17 protein-coding genes are annotated in these 16,662 nt (G+C 63.0%); 4 read left to right on the forward strand and 13 right to left on the reverse strand.

Going from position 1 to position 16,662, the window contains the following annotated elements:
* Window positions 1–44: 44 nt before the first annotated feature.
* Complete coding sequence (gene arfA / locus NAO55_RS09195) at window positions 45–203, forward strand: alternative ribosome rescue factor ArfA (RefSeq protein ID WP_102838758.1); 159 nt, start codon at window positions 45–47, stop codon at window positions 201–203.
* A 62-nt stretch (window positions 204–265) separates the two neighbouring features.
* Entirely contained in the window at window positions 266–1,564 is a 1,299-nt protein-coding gene (locus tag NAO55_RS09200; RefSeq protein WP_102838759.1) for a lytic murein transglycosylase, read from the forward strand.
* A 91-nt stretch (window positions 1,565–1,655) separates the two neighbouring features.
* Here the strand turns inward: NAO55_RS09200 and NAO55_RS09205 are convergent, their stop codons facing one another.
* The 13 genes from NAO55_RS09205 to NAO55_RS09265 form a co-directional block, all read right to left on the reverse strand.
* On the reverse strand, window positions 1,656–2,000 hold the full coding sequence (locus NAO55_RS09205) for a hypothetical protein (RefSeq protein WP_063540855.1): 345 nt from the start codon (window positions 1,998–2,000) through the stop codon (window positions 1,656–1,658).
* Between the two features lie 201 nt (window positions 2,001–2,201).
* Window positions 2,202–3,179 carry a lipoyl synthase gene (gene lipA / locus NAO55_RS09210; protein WP_102838760.1) on the reverse strand — a complete coding sequence of 326 codons (978 nt, stop codon included), beginning with the start codon at window positions 3,177–3,179 and terminating at the stop codon, window positions 2,202–2,204.
* Complete coding sequence (gene lipB, locus NAO55_RS09215) at window positions 3,172–3,828, reverse strand: lipoyl(octanoyl) transferase LipB (protein ID WP_063540853.1); 657 nt, start codon at window positions 3,826–3,828, stop codon at window positions 3,172–3,174. The genes lipA and lipB overlap by 8 nt, the downstream gene beginning before the upstream one ends.
* Window positions 3,828–4,109 (reverse strand): DUF493 domain-containing protein, encoded by a 282-nt coding sequence (locus tag NAO55_RS09220; protein ID WP_102838761.1) that lies wholly within the window; start codon window positions 4,107–4,109, stop codon window positions 3,828–3,830. Before NAO55_RS09220 ends, lipB begins: the two co-directional genes overlap by 1 nt.
* A 66-nt stretch (window positions 4,110–4,175) precedes the next feature.
* Complete coding sequence (locus tag NAO55_RS09225; RefSeq protein WP_102838762.1) at window positions 4,176–5,333, reverse strand: D-alanyl-D-alanine carboxypeptidase family protein; 1,158 nt, start codon at window positions 5,331–5,333, stop codon at window positions 4,176–4,178.
* A gap of 48 nt (window positions 5,334–5,381) precedes the next feature.
* Complete coding sequence (locus tag NAO55_RS09230) at window positions 5,382–6,374, reverse strand: septal ring lytic transglycosylase RlpA family protein (protein WP_102838763.1); 993 nt, start codon at window positions 6,372–6,374, stop codon at window positions 5,382–5,384.
* Window positions 6,371–7,348 carry a lytic murein transglycosylase B gene (mltB, locus tag NAO55_RS09235; RefSeq protein WP_102838764.1) on the reverse strand — a complete coding sequence of 326 codons (978 nt, stop codon included), beginning with the start codon at window positions 7,346–7,348 and terminating at the stop codon, window positions 6,371–6,373. The genes NAO55_RS09230 and mltB overlap by 4 nt, the downstream gene beginning before the upstream one ends.
* Window positions 7,349–7,395: 47 nt before the next feature.
* Complete coding sequence (gene rodA, locus NAO55_RS09240; protein ID WP_102838765.1) at window positions 7,396–8,541, reverse strand: rod shape-determining protein RodA; 1,146 nt, start codon at window positions 8,539–8,541, stop codon at window positions 7,396–7,398.
* Entirely contained in the window at window positions 8,538–10,427 is a 1,890-nt protein-coding gene (gene mrdA / locus NAO55_RS09245; protein WP_102838766.1) for a penicillin-binding protein 2, read from the reverse strand. Before mrdA ends, rodA begins: the two co-directional genes overlap by 4 nt.
* Window positions 10,428–10,445: 18 nt before the next feature.
* Window positions 10,446–10,913 carry a 23S rRNA (pseudouridine(1915)-N(3))-methyltransferase RlmH gene (rlmH, locus tag NAO55_RS09250; RefSeq protein ID WP_102838767.1) on the reverse strand — a complete coding sequence of 156 codons (468 nt, stop codon included), beginning with the start codon at window positions 10,911–10,913 and terminating at the stop codon, window positions 10,446–10,448.
* A gap of 3 nt (window positions 10,914–10,916) precedes the next feature.
* Window positions 10,917–11,276 carry a ribosome silencing factor gene (gene rsfS, locus NAO55_RS09255; protein ID WP_063540846.1) on the reverse strand — a complete coding sequence of 120 codons (360 nt, stop codon included), beginning with the start codon at window positions 11,274–11,276 and terminating at the stop codon, window positions 10,917–10,919.
* Window positions 11,277–11,291: 15 nt separating this feature from the next.
* Window positions 11,292–11,951: a nicotinate-nucleotide adenylyltransferase gene (gene nadD / locus NAO55_RS09260; protein ID WP_102838768.1), complete on the reverse strand. Its 660-nt coding sequence runs from the start codon at window positions 11,949–11,951 to the stop codon at window positions 11,292–11,294.
* A complete protein-coding gene (locus NAO55_RS09265; RefSeq protein ID WP_102838769.1) occupies window positions 11,951–13,216 on the reverse strand; it encodes a glutamate-5-semialdehyde dehydrogenase in 1,266 nt (421 codons plus the stop codon). The genes nadD and NAO55_RS09265 overlap by 1 nt, the downstream gene beginning before the upstream one ends.
* 192 nt (window positions 13,217–13,408) lie before the next feature.
* Here NAO55_RS09265 and NAO55_RS09270 point away from each other — a divergent pair, with 192 nt between their 5' ends.
* Both NAO55_RS09270 and NAO55_RS09275 read left to right on the forward strand, forming a co-directional pair.
* The gene (locus NAO55_RS09270) at window positions 13,409–14,728 is read left to right on the forward strand and encodes a bifunctional DedA family/phosphatase PAP2 family protein (RefSeq protein WP_102838770.1); all 1,320 of its coding nucleotides are present in this window, start codon (window positions 13,409–13,411) and stop codon (window positions 14,726–14,728) included.
* A 170-nt stretch (window positions 14,729–14,898) separates the two neighbouring features.
* A complete protein-coding gene (locus NAO55_RS09275; RefSeq protein ID WP_102838771.1) occupies window positions 14,899–16,656 on the forward strand; it encodes a bifunctional alpha/beta hydrolase/class I SAM-dependent methyltransferase in 1,758 nt (585 codons plus the stop codon).
* Window positions 16,657–16,662 lie beyond the last annotated feature (6 nt).

Below are 16,662 nucleotides of genomic sequence, written 5' to 3' on the forward strand. Positions count from 1 at the left end.
CCTATGATGCCCCTGCCCGCTATCGGGCTACTGAGGGATACATCATGAGCACACGCAAGAAAAGAACGAACAAGGCCAAACGCCTGGTCGCGCAACCGCTGTTCCGCCAGCGCCAGGAAACGCCAAAGAAAGGCAAAGGCAGCTACCGCCGCGAAGCCTCCCAGTCCACCAACTGGGAGGCTTCGGTCCTTCTGGCGGCCTGAAAACCCAACACCCCGAAAGCGTGATAATGTCTGCGGCCGACGACACCTTTCGAGAGTGGTGCATGTTTTACACCTTCGTTCCCGTTCTGCTGCTGCGAACGCTGGTCGCCGCCTCGGCGATGAGCCTGGTGGTCGCCTGTGCCGCCGAACCCCTTGCGCAGTCCTCCCTTGTCAGCAACGCACCCGCGCCCTCTGTCCAGCGTAGCGACAAGCCCGTCGTCGACGCGCCAGCAGAAGCCACTCATCTCAGCTTCAGCCAGTGGCGCGAGCAATTCCGTGCCGAAGCCCTGGAAGCGGGCATCTCCGCCACGACCTTCGACCGCGCCTTCGCCGGCGTGCAGCCCGATCCTGCGGTGATCGAAGCTGATCGCAGCCAGCCGGAATTCACGCGCCCCGTCTGGCAATATCTGGAAAGCGCGATTTCAGCCCAGCGAGTCCGCAGCGGACAACGCCTGCTAAACCAGCACGCCGCGACCCTGGACCGCATCGAAGCCCGCTACGGCGTCGATCGCGAGACCTTGGTTGCCGTCTGGGGGCTGGAGAGCAGTTTCGGCCAGATCATGGGCGACAAGTCGGTGATCCGCTCGCTGGCCACCCTCGCCCATGAAGGACGCCGTCCGGCCTTTGCCAAGAGCCAGCTGATCGCCGCGTTGGAAATCCTCCAGCACGGCGACGTGTCGCCGCAGCAGATGCGCGGTTCCTGGGCTGGCGCCATGGGCCAGACGCAATTCATCCCGACCACCTACAACACCCATGCGGTGGACTTCGACGGTGACGGCAAGCGCGATATCTGGAACAGCTCGGCCGACGCCCTGGCATCCGCTGCGCACTACCTGCAGGCCTCCGGTTGGAAGCAAGGTCAGCCCTGGGGTTTCGAGGTGCAGCTGCCCAGTGGCTTCGACTATGCCCTGGCCGATAGCGAGATTCGCAAGCCGCTGGCCGAATGGCGTCGCCTCGCCCTGCGCGGACTACCCCAAGGAGTGGACGAGGCCAATGCCAGTCTGCTGCTGCCTGCCGGCCACCGCGGCCCCGCGTTCCTGATCATGGACAACTTCCGCGCGATCCTGCGCTACAACAATTCCTCGGCCTATGCGCTGGCCATCGGTCTGCTGTCTGAGAACTTTCAGGGCAAGGGCCAGGTTGCCGGCAGCTGGCCACGTGGTGAGCAACCGCTCAGCCGCTCGGAACGCCTGGAGCTGCAGGAGCGCCTGGTCGCCCAAGGCTTCGACCCGGGCACGCCGGACGGCATCATCGGCGCCAATACACGCAAGGCCATTCGCGGCTTCCAGCAGCAGCTGGGTTGGCCGGCCGACGGCCATCCCACTCAGGAGCTGCTCGGTCGCCTTCGCGCTCAGCCTTGAGCGCAGCCTGTGCTCCGAGCGGGGCGAAAACTCGGCAAACAAAAAAAGCCCGGCATGATGACCGGGCTTTTTGATTATGGCAGGTCGCGTCTCAGTGCTTGACCGCCACCTCGTAGAGGTAGTCTGGTAGCGGATCGATGACCACTTGCTGCCCCTGATAGTGCGCCTGGACAGCCTCGCGCGGAACGACGCCATGGGGCACACGCTGATCGCCACCCAGCCGCTGGCGCGCTCGGTAATCGATCACACAGCCATCAGCCTCGACCCAGAAGTGTGGCGACAGCACCTTACCGTCCAACTCCACCTGCCCCAACATTGCACGATATGGAATGTGCTGCTTGGCCAGACGCGTCACCACCAGACGGCTCATCGCGTCGCACTCGACCTTGGCGGCATCCAGATCATCAAGCAGGTTCTTCAACTGGGGTTCGTTCATCTGCTGTGGCCCTCGGTTGGCCTCGTGGTGTAAACCGGGCCACTATAGACCAAAGTCTAATGCGGTGAAATGCCGCAATTTTCCTGCCAACGCTTCGGCTGCAGCCTTCGCCGACTCCAGTGTGCGGGCAGAAAAAAAGCCGCGGAGGCAATCTCGATTACCTTCGCGGCTTCCTTTTCAACGGCAGAACGCCGGTACGGATCAGTCGCGCTTGGCGCCGTGGGCTTGCTGATCGGCATGGTACGAGGAACGCACCAGCGGGCCGGACGCGATGTTCTTGAAGCCCATCTTCATGCCTTCCTCGGCGAACCAGGCGAAAGTGTTCGGATGGACGAAACGCTGCACCGGCAGGTGATTGCGTGACGGCTGCAGGTACTGGCCGAGGGTCAGCATGTCGATGTCGTGCTCACGCATACGCTGCATGACCTCGATCACCTCTTCATCGGTCTCGCCAAGACCGAGCATCAGTCCCGACTTGGTCGGCACGCCCGGCACGCGCTGCTTGAACTTCTCTAACAGGTCCAGCGACCACTCGAAATCCGACCCCGGCCGCGAGGACTTGTACAGGCGCGGCACGGTTTCGAGATTGTGGTTGAACACATCCGGCGGCTCGCTGGCGGTGATATCCAGGGCGATCTCCATGCGTCCGCGATAGTCCGGCACTAAGGTCTCGAGCTGGATCGACGGCGACAGCTTGCGAATCTCGCGCAAGCAGTCGGCGAAATGCTGGGCACCGCCGTCGCGCAGGTCGTCGCGGTCCACCGAGGTGATCACCACGTACTTCAGGCGCATGTCGGCGATGGCCTGGGCCAGGTTCTTCGGTTCGTCCGGGTCCAGAGCGTTCGGCCGGCCATGGCCGACGTCGCAAAATGGGCAGCGACGGGTGCAGATGTCGCCCATGATCATGAAGGTCGCGGTGCCGCTGGAGAAGCACTCGCCCAGGTTCGGGCAGGACGCCTCCTCACAGACGCTGTGCAGCTTGTGCTTGCGCAAGGTCTGCTTGATCTGGTCGACCTCCGGCGATACCGGGATGCGCACGCGGATCCAATCGGGCTTCTTCGGCAGTTCATCGGTGGGGATGATCTTCACCGGAATCCGCGCGACCTTCTCGGCACCGCGCAGTTTGACGCCAGCCTCTACCTTGGCCGGGCGCTTGCCTGCCGTTTCTACACTACTCATAAGCTTCGATTCCGCCCGCGAGGGTCTTCTGTTGCGCGTATCCGAGCTGCCGGACCAGATGATCACGCAGTCGATCGGCCACTTCAGAGATATCGATCGGCCCGATCAGGTCACGCAACTGGGTCATGGGCAGCCCTGCATAACCGCAGGGGTTGATGCGCCGGAAAGGTTCGAGATCCATGTCCACGTTCAGCGCCAGGCCGTGGAAGGAACGGCCATTGCGAATGCGCAGGCCCAGAGACGCGATCTTTGCACCGTCGACATAAACGCCCGGTGCATCCGCTTTGGCAGCCGCCTCGACACCATAGCCGGCGAGCAGATCGATCAGACTCTGCTCGATGCGACTGACCAGCTCCCGTACACCGATACCGAGTCTGCGTACATCCAGCAGCAGGTAGCCGACCAGCTGGCCGGGCCCGTGATAGGTCACCTGACCGCCGCGATCCACCTGCACCACCGGAATATCGCCGGGGAACAGCAGATGTTCGGCCTTGCCGGCCTGGCCCTGAGTGAACACGGGCGGGTGCTGCAGCAGCCAGATTTCGTCGCCACTGGCGGCATCGCGCGTATTGGTGAAATGCTGCATGGCCTGCCAGGCAGCCCGATACTCGATCAGGCCGAGCTCACGCACACCCACTTCGTGGGTCATCACAGCACCATGTGGACACGACCAGTGGCCCGCAGGTCGACATGGATCGCCTGCAGCTGTTCGACGCCAGTGGCGGTGATCAGCACCTGCAGCGAAAGAAAGCGTCCGTTGCGGCTGTCACGGGTGACCACGGTGGTCTCGTCGAAGCCAGGCGCGTGGCGCTGGATGACTTCGATCACCACCTCACGGAAGCCTTCGCCCGCGTCGCCGATCACCTTGATCGGGTAGCGCTCGCAGGGAAAGTCGATCTTGGGTGCAGCGACATCTTGATTATCGGTCATGGCGTAACGGACTCGTGATCCGCACGTGCGCCGCGGCGGGATCAGCCGCGGCGCACGCGAGCGTGGTCAGTTGAACAGGCTGTAGAAGAACAGGCGAATGCTATCCCAAAAACGGCGGAACAGCCCACCCTCTTCAACCGTTTCCAGCGCCACCAGGTCGGTGCTACGCACAACCTTGTCATCCAACTTGACCTCGACCTTGCCAACGACATCGCCCTGCTGGATTGGCGCGGTCAGCGTACCGTTGAAGCTCATGACGGCTTGCAGCTTCTCCACTTGGCCGCGCGGCAGCGTCATGGTCAGGTCCTGGGCCAGGCCGGCCTTGAGCTTGCTCTGCTGCCCCTTCCAGACCTGGGCTTCGGCCAGCTCGGCGCCCTTCTGGTAGAAGGTGCGGGTCTCGAAGAAGCGGAAGCCGTACGTCAGCAGTTTTTGCGTTTCCGCGGCACGCGCCTGCTCGCTGTCGGTGCCGAACACCACCGAGATCAGACGCATGTTGTCACGCACCGCAGAGGCCACCAGGCAGTAGCCAGCCTCCTCGGTATGACCGGTCTTCAGACCGTCGACGGTCTTGTCGCGCCACAGCAGCAGGTTGCGGTTGGGCTGCTTGATGTTGTTCCAGAGGAACTCCTTCTGCGCATAGATGGCGTAGTGCGCCGGATCCTCGTAGATGATCGCGCGGGCCAGCTTGGCCATGTCGTTCGCCGAGGAGTAGTGCTCCGGATCCGGCAGACCGGTGGCGTTCATGAAATGACTATTGGTCATGCCCAGGCGCTGAGCCGTCGCGTTCATCAGGTCAGCGAAAGCCTCTTCGCTACCGGCGATATGCTCGGCCATTGCCACGCTGGCATCGTTGCCAGACTGAATGATGATGCCGTGCAACAGATCATCCACCGAAACCTGGGTATTGACCTGGATGAACATCCGGGAGCCACCGGTACGCCAGGCCTTCTCGCTGACAGTGACCATGTCGCTATCGCTGATCTGGCCCTTCTGTATTTCCAGGGTGGCGATGTAGGCGGTCATCAGCTTGGTCAGGCTGGCGGGAGGCAGGCGCTCGTCACCGTTGTGCTCGACCAGCACCTCACCACTGGCCGCATCCATCAGCATGTAGGACTTGGCCGCCAGCTGTGGCGGCGACGGCAGGATCTGCGCCGCCCAGACGGTCGGAGCGACCGCCAGCAGAATCAGGACTAGGGAGCGTTGCACAAGGCTGGTGATGTTCATCCGAATCTCAAGTTAGTCAGGTAAAACAAGGCAAGAATTGCAAAAGGCTCAGTCGACCGCGACGCGGCGCGGCTGTCCGAGATTGGCCAAGCGTACGCTCTGCTCGAGCTGCAAGGCCTCATCCGGCGTGTCGATGGGTCCCAGCCGCACCCGGTGCAAGGTCTGCTGGTTGTGTACCACCGAGCTGATGAACACCGGTGCAGACACCACGCCGCTCAGCTTGTCCTTGAGCAGCTGCGCCGCATCCGGATTGGCGAAGGCGCCAACCTGGAGAAACAGGCCAGAGGCTGCGGGCGAAGCGTTTTTTTTTGCTTCGATTTCCAGCGGCACCGTCGCCGCGGCGTGCTGCTGCGGCGGCGGGGTGTACTGCTCGATCGGTTGCGCCATGTTGCTGGCCGGCTTGGCCGCGGCAACCTGCGGTTGCGCCATCATGCTGGGCACCGGTCGGCCCTGCTCGGCCCACCACTGTTGCGGATCGATCCCCTCGACCTTGACCTTGGCGGTGCCACGTTCGGCGTAGCCGAGCTTTTTTGCAGCGGCAAACGACAGGTCGATGATTCTGTCCGAGTAGAACGGCCCCCGGTCGTTGACGCGCAGCGTCACGGTGCGTCCGTTTTCCAGGTTGGTGACCTTTACATAGGTCGGCAATGGCAGTGTCTTGTGCGCTGCGCTCATGCCGTACAGGTCATACTTCTCGCCATTGGCGGTGGGCTGCCCGTGAAACTTGGTGCCGTACCAGGACGCCGTCCCGGTCGCCGAATAACGGCGTCCGTCGCTGATGGGGAAATAGGTCTTGCCGAGCACCGTATACGGGTTGGCCTTGTATGGCCCGTAATGCGGCATCGGCACCGCGTCCGGAATCTGCGAGACGTCCACGTCCCACCAGGGCGCGCCATCCTTGTGCGGACGAGCGTAATCACCTGGACCGCTGATGCCGCTGCCCTTGCTCGGCGTAGTGCTCGGTGCAGGAGTCGACGAGCAGCTCGCCAGCAGTGCTGCCGTCATGCTCAGGGCAAACACTCTTGTCCAGAGAAGGCTCATTGATCGCCTCGCGCTTCAGCCAGCTGCTGGGACAGCTGATGCACGGCCATGGCGTACATCACGCTGCGGTTATAGCGGGTGATCACGTAGAAGTTCGGCAGGCCCAGCCAGTATTCATCGCCATCGGCACCTTCCAGACGGAACGCTGTGACGGCGGTCTCGTTGGCCACAGATTTGTCGAACTGCCAACCCAGGGCGCGCATCTCGCCGGCGTTCTTCTGTGATTCGAGGCCAACGGTCAGGCCTTCCTCGACACGCTCGCCGGAGACCTTGGCCCGCGCCACCACCGGTTCGCCGGCAGCCCAGCCATGCTGTTTGAAGTAGCTGGCGGCACTGCCGATGGCGTCGGTGGGGTTGTTCCAGATGTCGATATGACCGTCACTGTCGAAGTCCACCGCGTAGGCGCGGAAGCTGCTTGGCATGAACTGTGGCAGGCCCATGGCTCCGGCGTAAGATCCTTTGAGCGTCAGCGGGTCGACCTGCTCCTCGCGAGTCAGCAGCAGAAACTCCTTGAGCTGCTGGCGGAAGAAAGGCTGCCGCGGCGGATAGTCGAAACCCAGCGTCGACAGTGCATCGATCACGCGATGGCTGCCGGTGTTGCGCCCGTAGAAGGTTTCCACGCCGATGATCGCCACGATAATCTCGGCCGGCACGCCGTATTCGGCTTCGGCACGGGCCAGCGCCGCCTCGTTCTCGCGCCAGAAGTCGACGCCCTGGGCGACACGCGAGTCGGTGAGGAAGATCGGCCGGTATTCCTTCCACGGCTTGACTCGTTCGGCTGGCCGCGAAATCGCATCGAGAATGGCCTGCTTACGTTCGGCCTTTGCGAACAGCTCGTGCAGCTGCTCGCTGGCGAATCCGTAGTCGCGCGTCATTTCAGCGACAAACTCGTCCACGTGGGGACCGACGTAGTCAGCGGCCTGTAGCGGCAGGCTTCCCAGCACGGCACCAGCCAAGCCCACGCCCCCCAGCATTCGCACCACCCAACCACGCCGTAATGAAGTCAACAAATTCACTCTCGTCAAACCTGTGCGATCCACTTGCGATGGGTGTGGATCGACATCAAAACCCCGAACCCTGACAGCAGGGTCACCAATGAAGTTCCACCGTAACTGATGAAGGGCAACGGCACCCCCACCACGGGCAACAGCCCACTGACCATACCGATATTGACGAAAACGTAAACGAAGAATGTCATCGTCAAGGCGCCAGCCAGCAGCTTTCCGAACAATGTTTGCGCCTGCACCGTGATCACCAGCCCACGCGTGATCAATAGCAGATAGACCAGCAGGAGCAAGCAGACACCGACCAGGCCGAACTCTTCGGCAAGCACGGCGATGATAAAGTCAGTGTGGCTTTCCGGCAAAAAATCCAGGTGCGACTGCGTCCCGGCCAGCCAGCCCTTGCCGAACACACCGCCCGAGCCAATCGCGGCCTTCGACTGAATGATGTTCCACCCCGTGCCCAGCGGATCGCTTTCCGGATCGAGAAAGGTCAGTACGCGCTGCTTCTGATAGTTGTGCAGGACGAAGTACCACATCGCTACGGCGATGGGCACGACCGCCGCCACCGCACCGATGATCCAGCGCCAGCGCAGACCGGCGATGAACAGCACGAACGCGCCGGACGCCAGAATCAGTAGCGAGGTGCCCAAGTCAGGCTGCTTGAGGATCAGCACGAACGGCACGAAGATCAGCGACAGGCTGATTGCCGTATGCTTGAGACTTGGCGGCAGGCTGCGGGTCGAAAGGTACCAGGCGATCGTCATCGGCATGATGATCTTCATGAACTCCGACGGTTGGAAGCGAATCACCCCCGGAATGTTGATCCAGCGCGTGGCGCCCATCGCCGTGTGCCCGACCACCTCGACCGCGACCAGCAGCGCCACCACGCCCAGATAGCCCAGCGGTACCCAGCGCGCCATGAAACGCGGCTCGAACTGTGCAATCACCAGCATGGCACCGAGGCCGAGACCGAAGGACGTCGCCTGCTTGATCACCAGATCCCAGTTCTTGCCACTGGCCGAATAAAGGATGAACAGGCTACCGGCGGCCAGTATCAAGAGCAGCACCAGCAGTAGCCCGTCGATGTGCAGGCGCTGCAGCAGGCTGGCGCGGCGGCGCAATACATCCTCGCGGGACAGGGTGCGGTCGAAATTGCCGCTCATGGCTTCTTCCCTTCGGCAGTCAGCGGCGGTGCGAACTCGGGCTTGAGCTTGCCCTCTTCGTCCAGCAGCCAGGCATCCATGACCTGCTTGGCCACTGGCGCGGCAACACCGGAACCGGACTCTCCATTTTCCACCATCACCGCCACGGCAATCTGCGGGTCGTGCACCGGCGCGAACGCGACGAACAGCGCATGGTCGCGGTGGCGCTCGGCCAGTTTGGCGCTGTCGTACTTCTCGCCCTGGCGAATCGCCACGACCTGGGCGGTGCCGCTCTTGCCAGCGATGCGATAGATCGAATCGTCTCCGACCTTGCGCGCCGTACCGCGCGCGCCATGCAGCACCTGCTCCATGCCGTGGGTCGCATAATCCCAGAACCGCGGATCGCGCAGTTGGATGTCCGGAATCGGTTCCGGGTCCACCGGCGCCTTGCCACCGATGCTGCGCGCCAAATGCGGACGAATCCATTTACCGCGCGTGGCCACCAGCGCCGTGGCCTGGGCCAGCTGCAGTGGCGTGGCCTGCATGTAGCCCTGACCGATGCCGAGAATGACCGTCTCGCCGGGATACCAGGGCTGCCGGTAGCGCGCCCGCTTCCAGTCGCGCGAGGGCATCAGGCCTGCGGTCTCTTCGTACATGTCCAGCGATACCCGCTGACCCAGGCCGAATCGAGTCATGTAATCGTGCATGCGGTCGACGCCCAGCTTGTGCGCCATGTCGTAGAAGTAGGTGTCATTGGAACGGGCAATGGCCAGATCGAGATCGACCCAGCCGTCGCCACTGCGATTCCAGTTGCGGTACTTGTGCTTGACGTTGGGCAGCTGGAAGAAGCCCGGATCGAACACCCTGCTGGTCGGCGTGATCACCCCGGCATCGAGCCCGGCGACCGCCATCATCGGCTTGATCGTCGAGCCCGGCGGGTACAGGCCGCGCAGCACGCGGTTGTACAGTGGCCGGTCGATCGAGTCGCGCAGCTCGCCGTAGTCCTTGAAGCTGATTCCCGTGACGAACAGGTTGGGGTCGAAGCTCGGCTGACTGACCATGGCGACCACCTCGCCAGTGTCCGGCAGCAGCGCGACGATGGCGCCACGGCGCCCGCCCAGGGCCGCCTCGGCCGCCTCCTGCAGATCCAGGTCAAGCGACAGGGTGATGTCCTTGCCCGGGATCGGATCGGTTCGCTTGAGCACGCGCAGGACCCGCCCACGGGCGTTGGTCTCGACCTCCTCGTAACCGACCTGGCCGTGCAGCTCGTCCTCGTAGAACTTCTCGATTCCGGTCTTGCCGACGTGGTGCGTACCGCTGTAGTTGACCGGATCGAGCTGCTTGAGCTCCTGTTCATTGATCCGCCCGACGTAGCCGACCGAATGCGCGAAATGCGGCCCTTGCGGGTAATGACGCACCAGCTGCGCCGCGACCTCGACGCCGGGTAGACGGAACTGATTCACCGCGATACGGGCGATCTGTTCCTCGGACAGTTCATACATGATCGGCACCGGCTCGAACGGCCGCCGCCCCTGCAGCACGCGCTTCTCGAACAATCCGCGCTCTTCCTCGCCCAGTTCGAGAATCTCCACCACCGAGTCGAGCACGACCCGCCAGTCGCCGGCACGTTCGCGGGTCACGGTCAGGCTGAAACTCGGCCGGTTGTCGGCGATGACCCGTCCCTGGCGATCGAAGATCAGCCCGCGGTTGGGCGGGATCGGCTGAACGTGGACGCGGTTGTTCTCCGACAGCGTCGAGTGATGCTCGAACTGCACCACCTGCAGGTAGTACATGCGCGCCACCAGCACGCCGATCAGCAGCAGCACGACGGCAAGCCCCACGATCACGCGTCGGCGTACCAGCACGGCGTCCTTTTCGTGATCCTTGAGCTGAATCGGTTGCGGCATATCGGAAGTGTTCGCGTACTACTTGTGATAGGGATGACCGGACAGCAAGGTCCAGGCGCGATAGATCTGCTCGCCAATGAGAATACGCACCAGCGGATGCGGCAGGGTCAGCGGCGAAAGCGACCAGCGCTGCTCGCTGCGTGCACAGACCTCGGGTGCCAGTCCCTCCGGGCCGCCAACCATGAGATTGACGTTGCGCGCATCGAGCCGCCAGCGTTCCAGCTCGGCGGCCAGCTGCTCGGTGCTCCAGGGCTTGCCGTGCACCTCGAGCGTGACGATGCGCTCGCCCGGCTGCACCTTGCCCAGCATGGCCTCGCCTTCCTGGCGGATCAACCGCGCCACATCAGCGTTCTTGCCACGAGTGTTGAGCGGAATCTCGTGCAGCTCCAGCGGCAGCTCGGCGGGCAGGCGCTTGGCGTATTCCTGCCAACCGTCCTCGACCCAGCGCGGCATCTTCGAGCCGACCGCGACCAGCTTGATCCGCACAGCTTACTCCGCGTCGTGGGCGTGCTGCGCGCGGCTCTGCTCGGCGCCCTGCCACAGGCGCTCGAGGTCGTAGAACTGGCGGGTCGGCACCTGCATCACATGCACCACCACATCGCCCAGGTCGAGCAGCGCCCATTCGCCGCCATCCAGACCTTCGCTGCCGAGCGGGCGTACGCCCTGCTCCTTGGCCTTCTCCAGAACGTTCTCGGCCAGCGACTTGACGTGCCGGCTGGAGCTGCCGCTGGCGATGATCATGTAATCGGTGACACTGGTCTTGCCGCGAACATCGATAGTGGTGATGTCCTGGCCTTTCAGATCTTCCAGCGCGGCGACCGCCAGCTGGACCAAAGCTTCAGTTTGCATAACGTGAAAACAACCTCAGTTCGACGCCCGGTACAGTCCGTGCGCGTTGATATAAGCCAGTACGGCATCGGGAACCAGGAATCGGACCGACTTGCCGCTGGCCAACAATTGGCGAATCTGTGTGGCCGATACTTCCAGCGGCGTCTGCCAGACGAAAGCGATCTGCCCTGCCCCACCGCACAGCGCCTGCGGATCGGTCACGCTGCGCGCCGCGAGCAGATCACGCAGTGCCTGCGGCGCCTCGGTGCCGGCATCCGGCCGCTGCAGCACGAGGATATGGCTGTAATCGAGCAGCTCCTCCCAGCGATGCCAGGTGGGCAGACCACAGAAGGCGTCCCAGCCCACCACCAGCAGCAGCTGGTCGTCGGCACCGAGCTCGGCACGCAAGGAAATCAGCGTATCGATGGTGTAGGACGGTCTTTCGCGCTCCAGCTCCCGTGCATCCACACACAGCGGCGGCAGGTCCTGCACCGCCAGGCGGACCATCGCCAGGCGATCCTGTGCCGAGCAATTGGGCGTATCGCGGTGCGGCGGCCGCGCATTGGGTATCAACCGCAGCTCGTCGAGCCCGAACATCTCGGCCACTTCGAGCGCGCCGCGCAGGTGGCCGATGTGCACCGGATCGAAGGTGCCACCGAGAATGCCGATGCGCCGGGCGCCGCCTGCGTGATTCATCAGGTACGGACGTGACCGTCGCCGAAGACCACGTACTTCTCGCTGGTCAACCCTTCCAGGCCGACCGGACCGCGCGCGTGCAGCTTGTCGGTGGAGATACCGATCTCCGCCCCCAGCCCGTACTCGAAGCCATCGGCGAAGCGGGTCGAGGCGTTGATCATCACCGATGCCGAATCGACCTCGGTGAGGAAGCGACGGGCGTCGGTGAAGTTCTCCGTGACGATCGCATCGGTGTGCTGCGAGCCGTAACGATTGATGTGTTCGATCGCCTCGTCCAGCGAGTCGAGGATGCGGACCGACAGGATCGGCGCGTTGTACTCAGTGGACCAGTCTTCTTCGCTGGCCTGCAGCACATCACTGCCGAGTAGCGCTCGCGTGCGCGGGCAGCCACGCAGCTCAACGCCCTTGTCGCGATAAATGGCGGCCAGGGGCGGCAGCACTTGCTCGGCAATGCCCTGGTGCACCAGCAGCGTTTCCATGGTGTTGCACGGCGCGAAGCGCTGGGTCTTGGCGTTGTCGGCGATGCGGATGGCCTTGTCCACATCCGCCGCGACGTCGACATAGACGTGGCAGATGCCGTCCAGGTGCTTGATCACCGGCACCCGGGCGTCACGACTGATGCGTTCGATCAGACCTTTGCCACCACGCGGCACGATCACGTCGACATATTCCGGCATGCTGATCAGGGCGCCCACCGCGGCGCGGTCAGTGGTGTCCACCACCTGCACGGCAGCAGCCGGCAGGCCGGCTTCGGCGAGGCCGAGCTGGATGCAACGGGCAATCGCCTGATTGGAATGGATCGCCTCGGAGCCGCCACGCAGGATGGTCGCATTGCCCGACTTCAGGCACAGGCTGGCGGCGTCGATGGTCACGTTGGGCCGCGATTCGTAGATGATGCCCACCACGCCCAGCGGTACGCGCATCTTGCCGACCTGGATGCCGGACGGCATGTAGCGCATGTCACGGATCGCGCCGATCGGGTCCGGTAGCGTGGCGACCTGGCGCAGGCCCTCGATCATGCCGTCGATGACCTTGGGCGTCAGTGCCAGGCGATCGAGCATGGCTGCATCGAGGCCGTTGGCACGGCCGCCGGCCAGGTCCAGTTCATTGGCCCGCACCAGCTCGTCGCGGGCAGCGTCGAGCGCCGCGGCGGCGGCCTGCAGGGCACGATTCTTCTGCGCTGTGCTGGCACGCGCAAGCACTCGCGAGGCCTCGCGCGCGGCGCGGCCCAGGCGGGTCATGTAGTCGAGTACGGACTCGGTCATGGATCTAGCTGGCCTGACTGAAGGGAAAGCGGCTGATTATAGCCGTCCCGGCAGCCTACGCACAGCGACGACGGGGCGAAAGGGCTCCGATCGCGCCCGCTCTGCATGACACCAGCGGGGTATTATCGGCGCACAGGAAACCCGCCGCCCTTTCGTCAGGTCGAAAGGCGACCCCGATCCAAGGAAGCATGCATGGGCCAGTGGCTCGACCCCCTTACTCAATGGCTGGCAAGCCACCCGCACTGGCTGGGCCTGGCACTGCTGCTCGTTGCCTGCATGGAGAGCCTGGCAGTCGTCGGCTTGCTGATCCCGGGTACCGTACTGACCTTTTCCATCGCCCTGCTGGCTGGTAACGGCGTCCTCACGCTCGGCGAAACCCTGCTGCTGGGTTTCATTGGCGGCCTGATCGGCGACCTGCTCTCGTATGGCCTGGGCCGTCGATACCATCAGGGCATACGTCGCCTGCCCGGCCTGCGCAACCATCCCGAGTGGCTGCTGCGCGCCGAGCATTACTTCCAGCGCTACGGCGTTGCCAGCCTGCTGGTCGGCCGCTTCATCGGGCCGCTGCGACCGATGCTACCGATGACCGCTGGCATGCTCGACATGCCCTTCGGCCGCTTCTTGCTGGTCAGCCTGTGCGCCGCCGCTGGCTGGTCGATGGCCTATCTGCTGCCCGGCTGGAGCGCTGGCGCGGCCATGCGCCTGCCGTTGCAGGAAGGTTTCTGGAGCGAGGCGGCGATCGTCGCAGGCGGCCTGCTGGTTCTGGCCGCCAGTACCGCGTACGGCAGCCTGCGCCAGCTGCGCTGGGTCAGTGCCCTGTCGGCAGCAGTCAGCATAGCGATCCTGCTCGGGCTGTTTTTCGGCTGGCCACATTTCAAGGAGCTCGACGAAGGACTGCTCGCGGTAATCCAGAGCGAGCGCAGCAGCGTGCTCGATCGCATCATGGTGGTCATCACCCGCTTAGGCGACTTCCACACCCAGCTCGGGGCCGGCGTCTTGCTGTGCGTGCTGCTCCTGATGCTGCGCCAGTGGCGTGCAGCAATCTTTTCCATCCTCACGCTGCTGGGCACGGCCACGGCCAACGGTGCGCTCAAGGCCTCCTTCGCCCGCGTTCGACCAGAGGTCTTGATGGAGCCGCTGAGCAGCTACAGCTTTCCCAGTGGCCACAGCTCGGCCGCGTTTGCCTTCTTTCTCACCCTCGGCGTACTCGCCGGTCGCGACCAACCACCGCGCCTACGCCTGGCCTGGCTGGTGCTGGCCAGCCTGCCGGCCACGGCGATCGCGCTGTCACGGGTCTACCTGGGGGTGCACTGGATGACCGACGTCACCGCCGGTGCACTGCTCGCGGCGAGCATCTGCGCGCTCAGCCTGACCCTGGTGCAATGGCGCGCCCCGATGGCAGCACTACCAGCCAAGGTATGGTGGCTGATCCTGCCCGCCTGCCTGGGACTGATCGGCGCGTTCAGCGTGTGGGCGCTGCCGGCCGCGATGCAAATGTATCGGTATCAGTGAGCATCTAGCGAAGGTGTGATCCGCTATTTTCTGGGCACGAGCCAAGAATGTGTGACGTGTCGTTGCGCATATCACACCACCGGTGGTTAGGTGCGCATCTAGCGCGAGCAACCTTCCAACGTTGAGTTTCGGATAACTCAATAAGTGTCCAGGGAACTAGGATCAGACCGATGCGAGAGTCACACCTTCTAACATTCAGCAGCCACGATGCCGTAGCACTCTCCTACCGCCATTGGCCCGCGCTCTTGCCGGTAGAGACAACGAAAAGGCGGGCCGTCGTAATGTTCCATCGAGGACATGAGCATTCGGGTCGACTGGCCCACCTCGTTGATGAACTCGACCTTCCTGACTGTGATTTCTTTGCCTGGGATGCGCGCGGGCACGGTCTGTCGCCTGGCGCTCGCGGAGACAGCCCGAGCTTCGTGACGAGCGTGCGAGATGTGCAAACGTTCATTGAACACATCGGCTCGACCCACAACTTCGACGAGAAGGACTTAGCCATTGTTGCGCAAAGCGTAGGGGCGGTTGTCGTTGCGACATGGGCCCACGACTATGCGCCCAAAGTTCGCGCGCTGATACTGGCCTCACCGGCGTTCAGCGTGAAGCTGTACGTACCGTTCGCACGGGCGGCTTTGAGGCTGATACGAGCATTTCGCGGCAACTTCTTCGTTGACAGCTACGTCAAGGCACGCTTCCTGACTCACGATCCCGCGCGGATTCAGAGCTATCAGCAGGACCCGCTTATTACCAAGGCCATTTCCGTCAACATGCTCCTTGGACTGCATGAAGCGGCGCGACGCGTGGTTGCAGATGCGCAGGCGATCCAAATCCCGACGCAGCTCCTCATCTCAGGCGCAGACTTCGTCGTCGAGCGCAAACCGCAGGTGATGTTTTTCGAAAGACTCGGCTGCTTACGGAAAGAAAAACACCTTCTCCCCGGCTTCTTTCACGACACGCTTGGTGAGCGAGATCGTGAACGGGCAGTAAGCCAGGCCCGTCGCTTCATTCTTCACAACTTTGAAACGCCAACGGCACCTCCATCGCTCTTAGATGCGGACCGAATAGGCCCGATGCGAGCAGAAGCAGAAGCACTGGCCGCCCCTGTTGCCCCAAACTCAATACAAGAATGTTACTGGCGCGCCATGCGTGCAGGAATGCGCCTTGGTGCCCGGCTTTCCCATGGAATGAAGCTCGGCTTCGAGACCGGTTTCGATTCCGGCAGCACGCTCGATTATGCCTACAGAAACGAACCAGCAGGCCTGACCCTGCTAGGGCAAAAGATCGACCAGCTCTATTTGAATTCCATAGGCTGGCGAGCAATACGCCCGAGAAAAGCGCATGTAGAAGAGCTGTTACGCGGAGCGATAAGTCGGCTGCGAAGCACCGATCAGCCAGTACATATCGTAGACATCGCTGCCGGCCACGGTCGCTACATTCTTGAGGCAGTACAGAGTCTCGAAGAGCGCCCTGCTTCGATTGTTCTACGCGATTACAGCGACATCAACGTACGCGATGGTAGCGCCCTGATCCAGGCAAAGGGTTTCGAAGACGTCGCTCGGTTCATCAAGGCTGACGCATTCGATCAGGCCAGTCTGGCCTCACTCTCGCCGCGCCCAACGCTTGTAGTGGTATCGGGACTCTACGAGTTGTTCGGCGACAATCAGATGATCAGCCGCTCTTTGGCCGGCATCGCCGAAGCACTGCAACCGGGCGGTTACATCGTTTACACAGGACAACCCTGGCACCCACAGCTGAATCTCATCGCCCGAGTGCTGACCAGTCACCGAGGTGGACAGGCATGGGTGATGCGGCGGCGTACCCAAGCAGAGATGGACCAATTGGTAGCAGCGGCAGGCCTGGTTAAAATCACCCAGCGCATAGACGATTGGGGGATCTTTACGGTGTCGTTGGCACAAAAGCCGCACTGACAAAGC

Source organism: Stutzerimonas frequens, from assembly GCF_024448335.1.
Taxonomy (GTDB): Bacteria; Pseudomonadota; Gammaproteobacteria; order Pseudomonadales; family Pseudomonadaceae; genus Stutzerimonas; species Stutzerimonas frequens.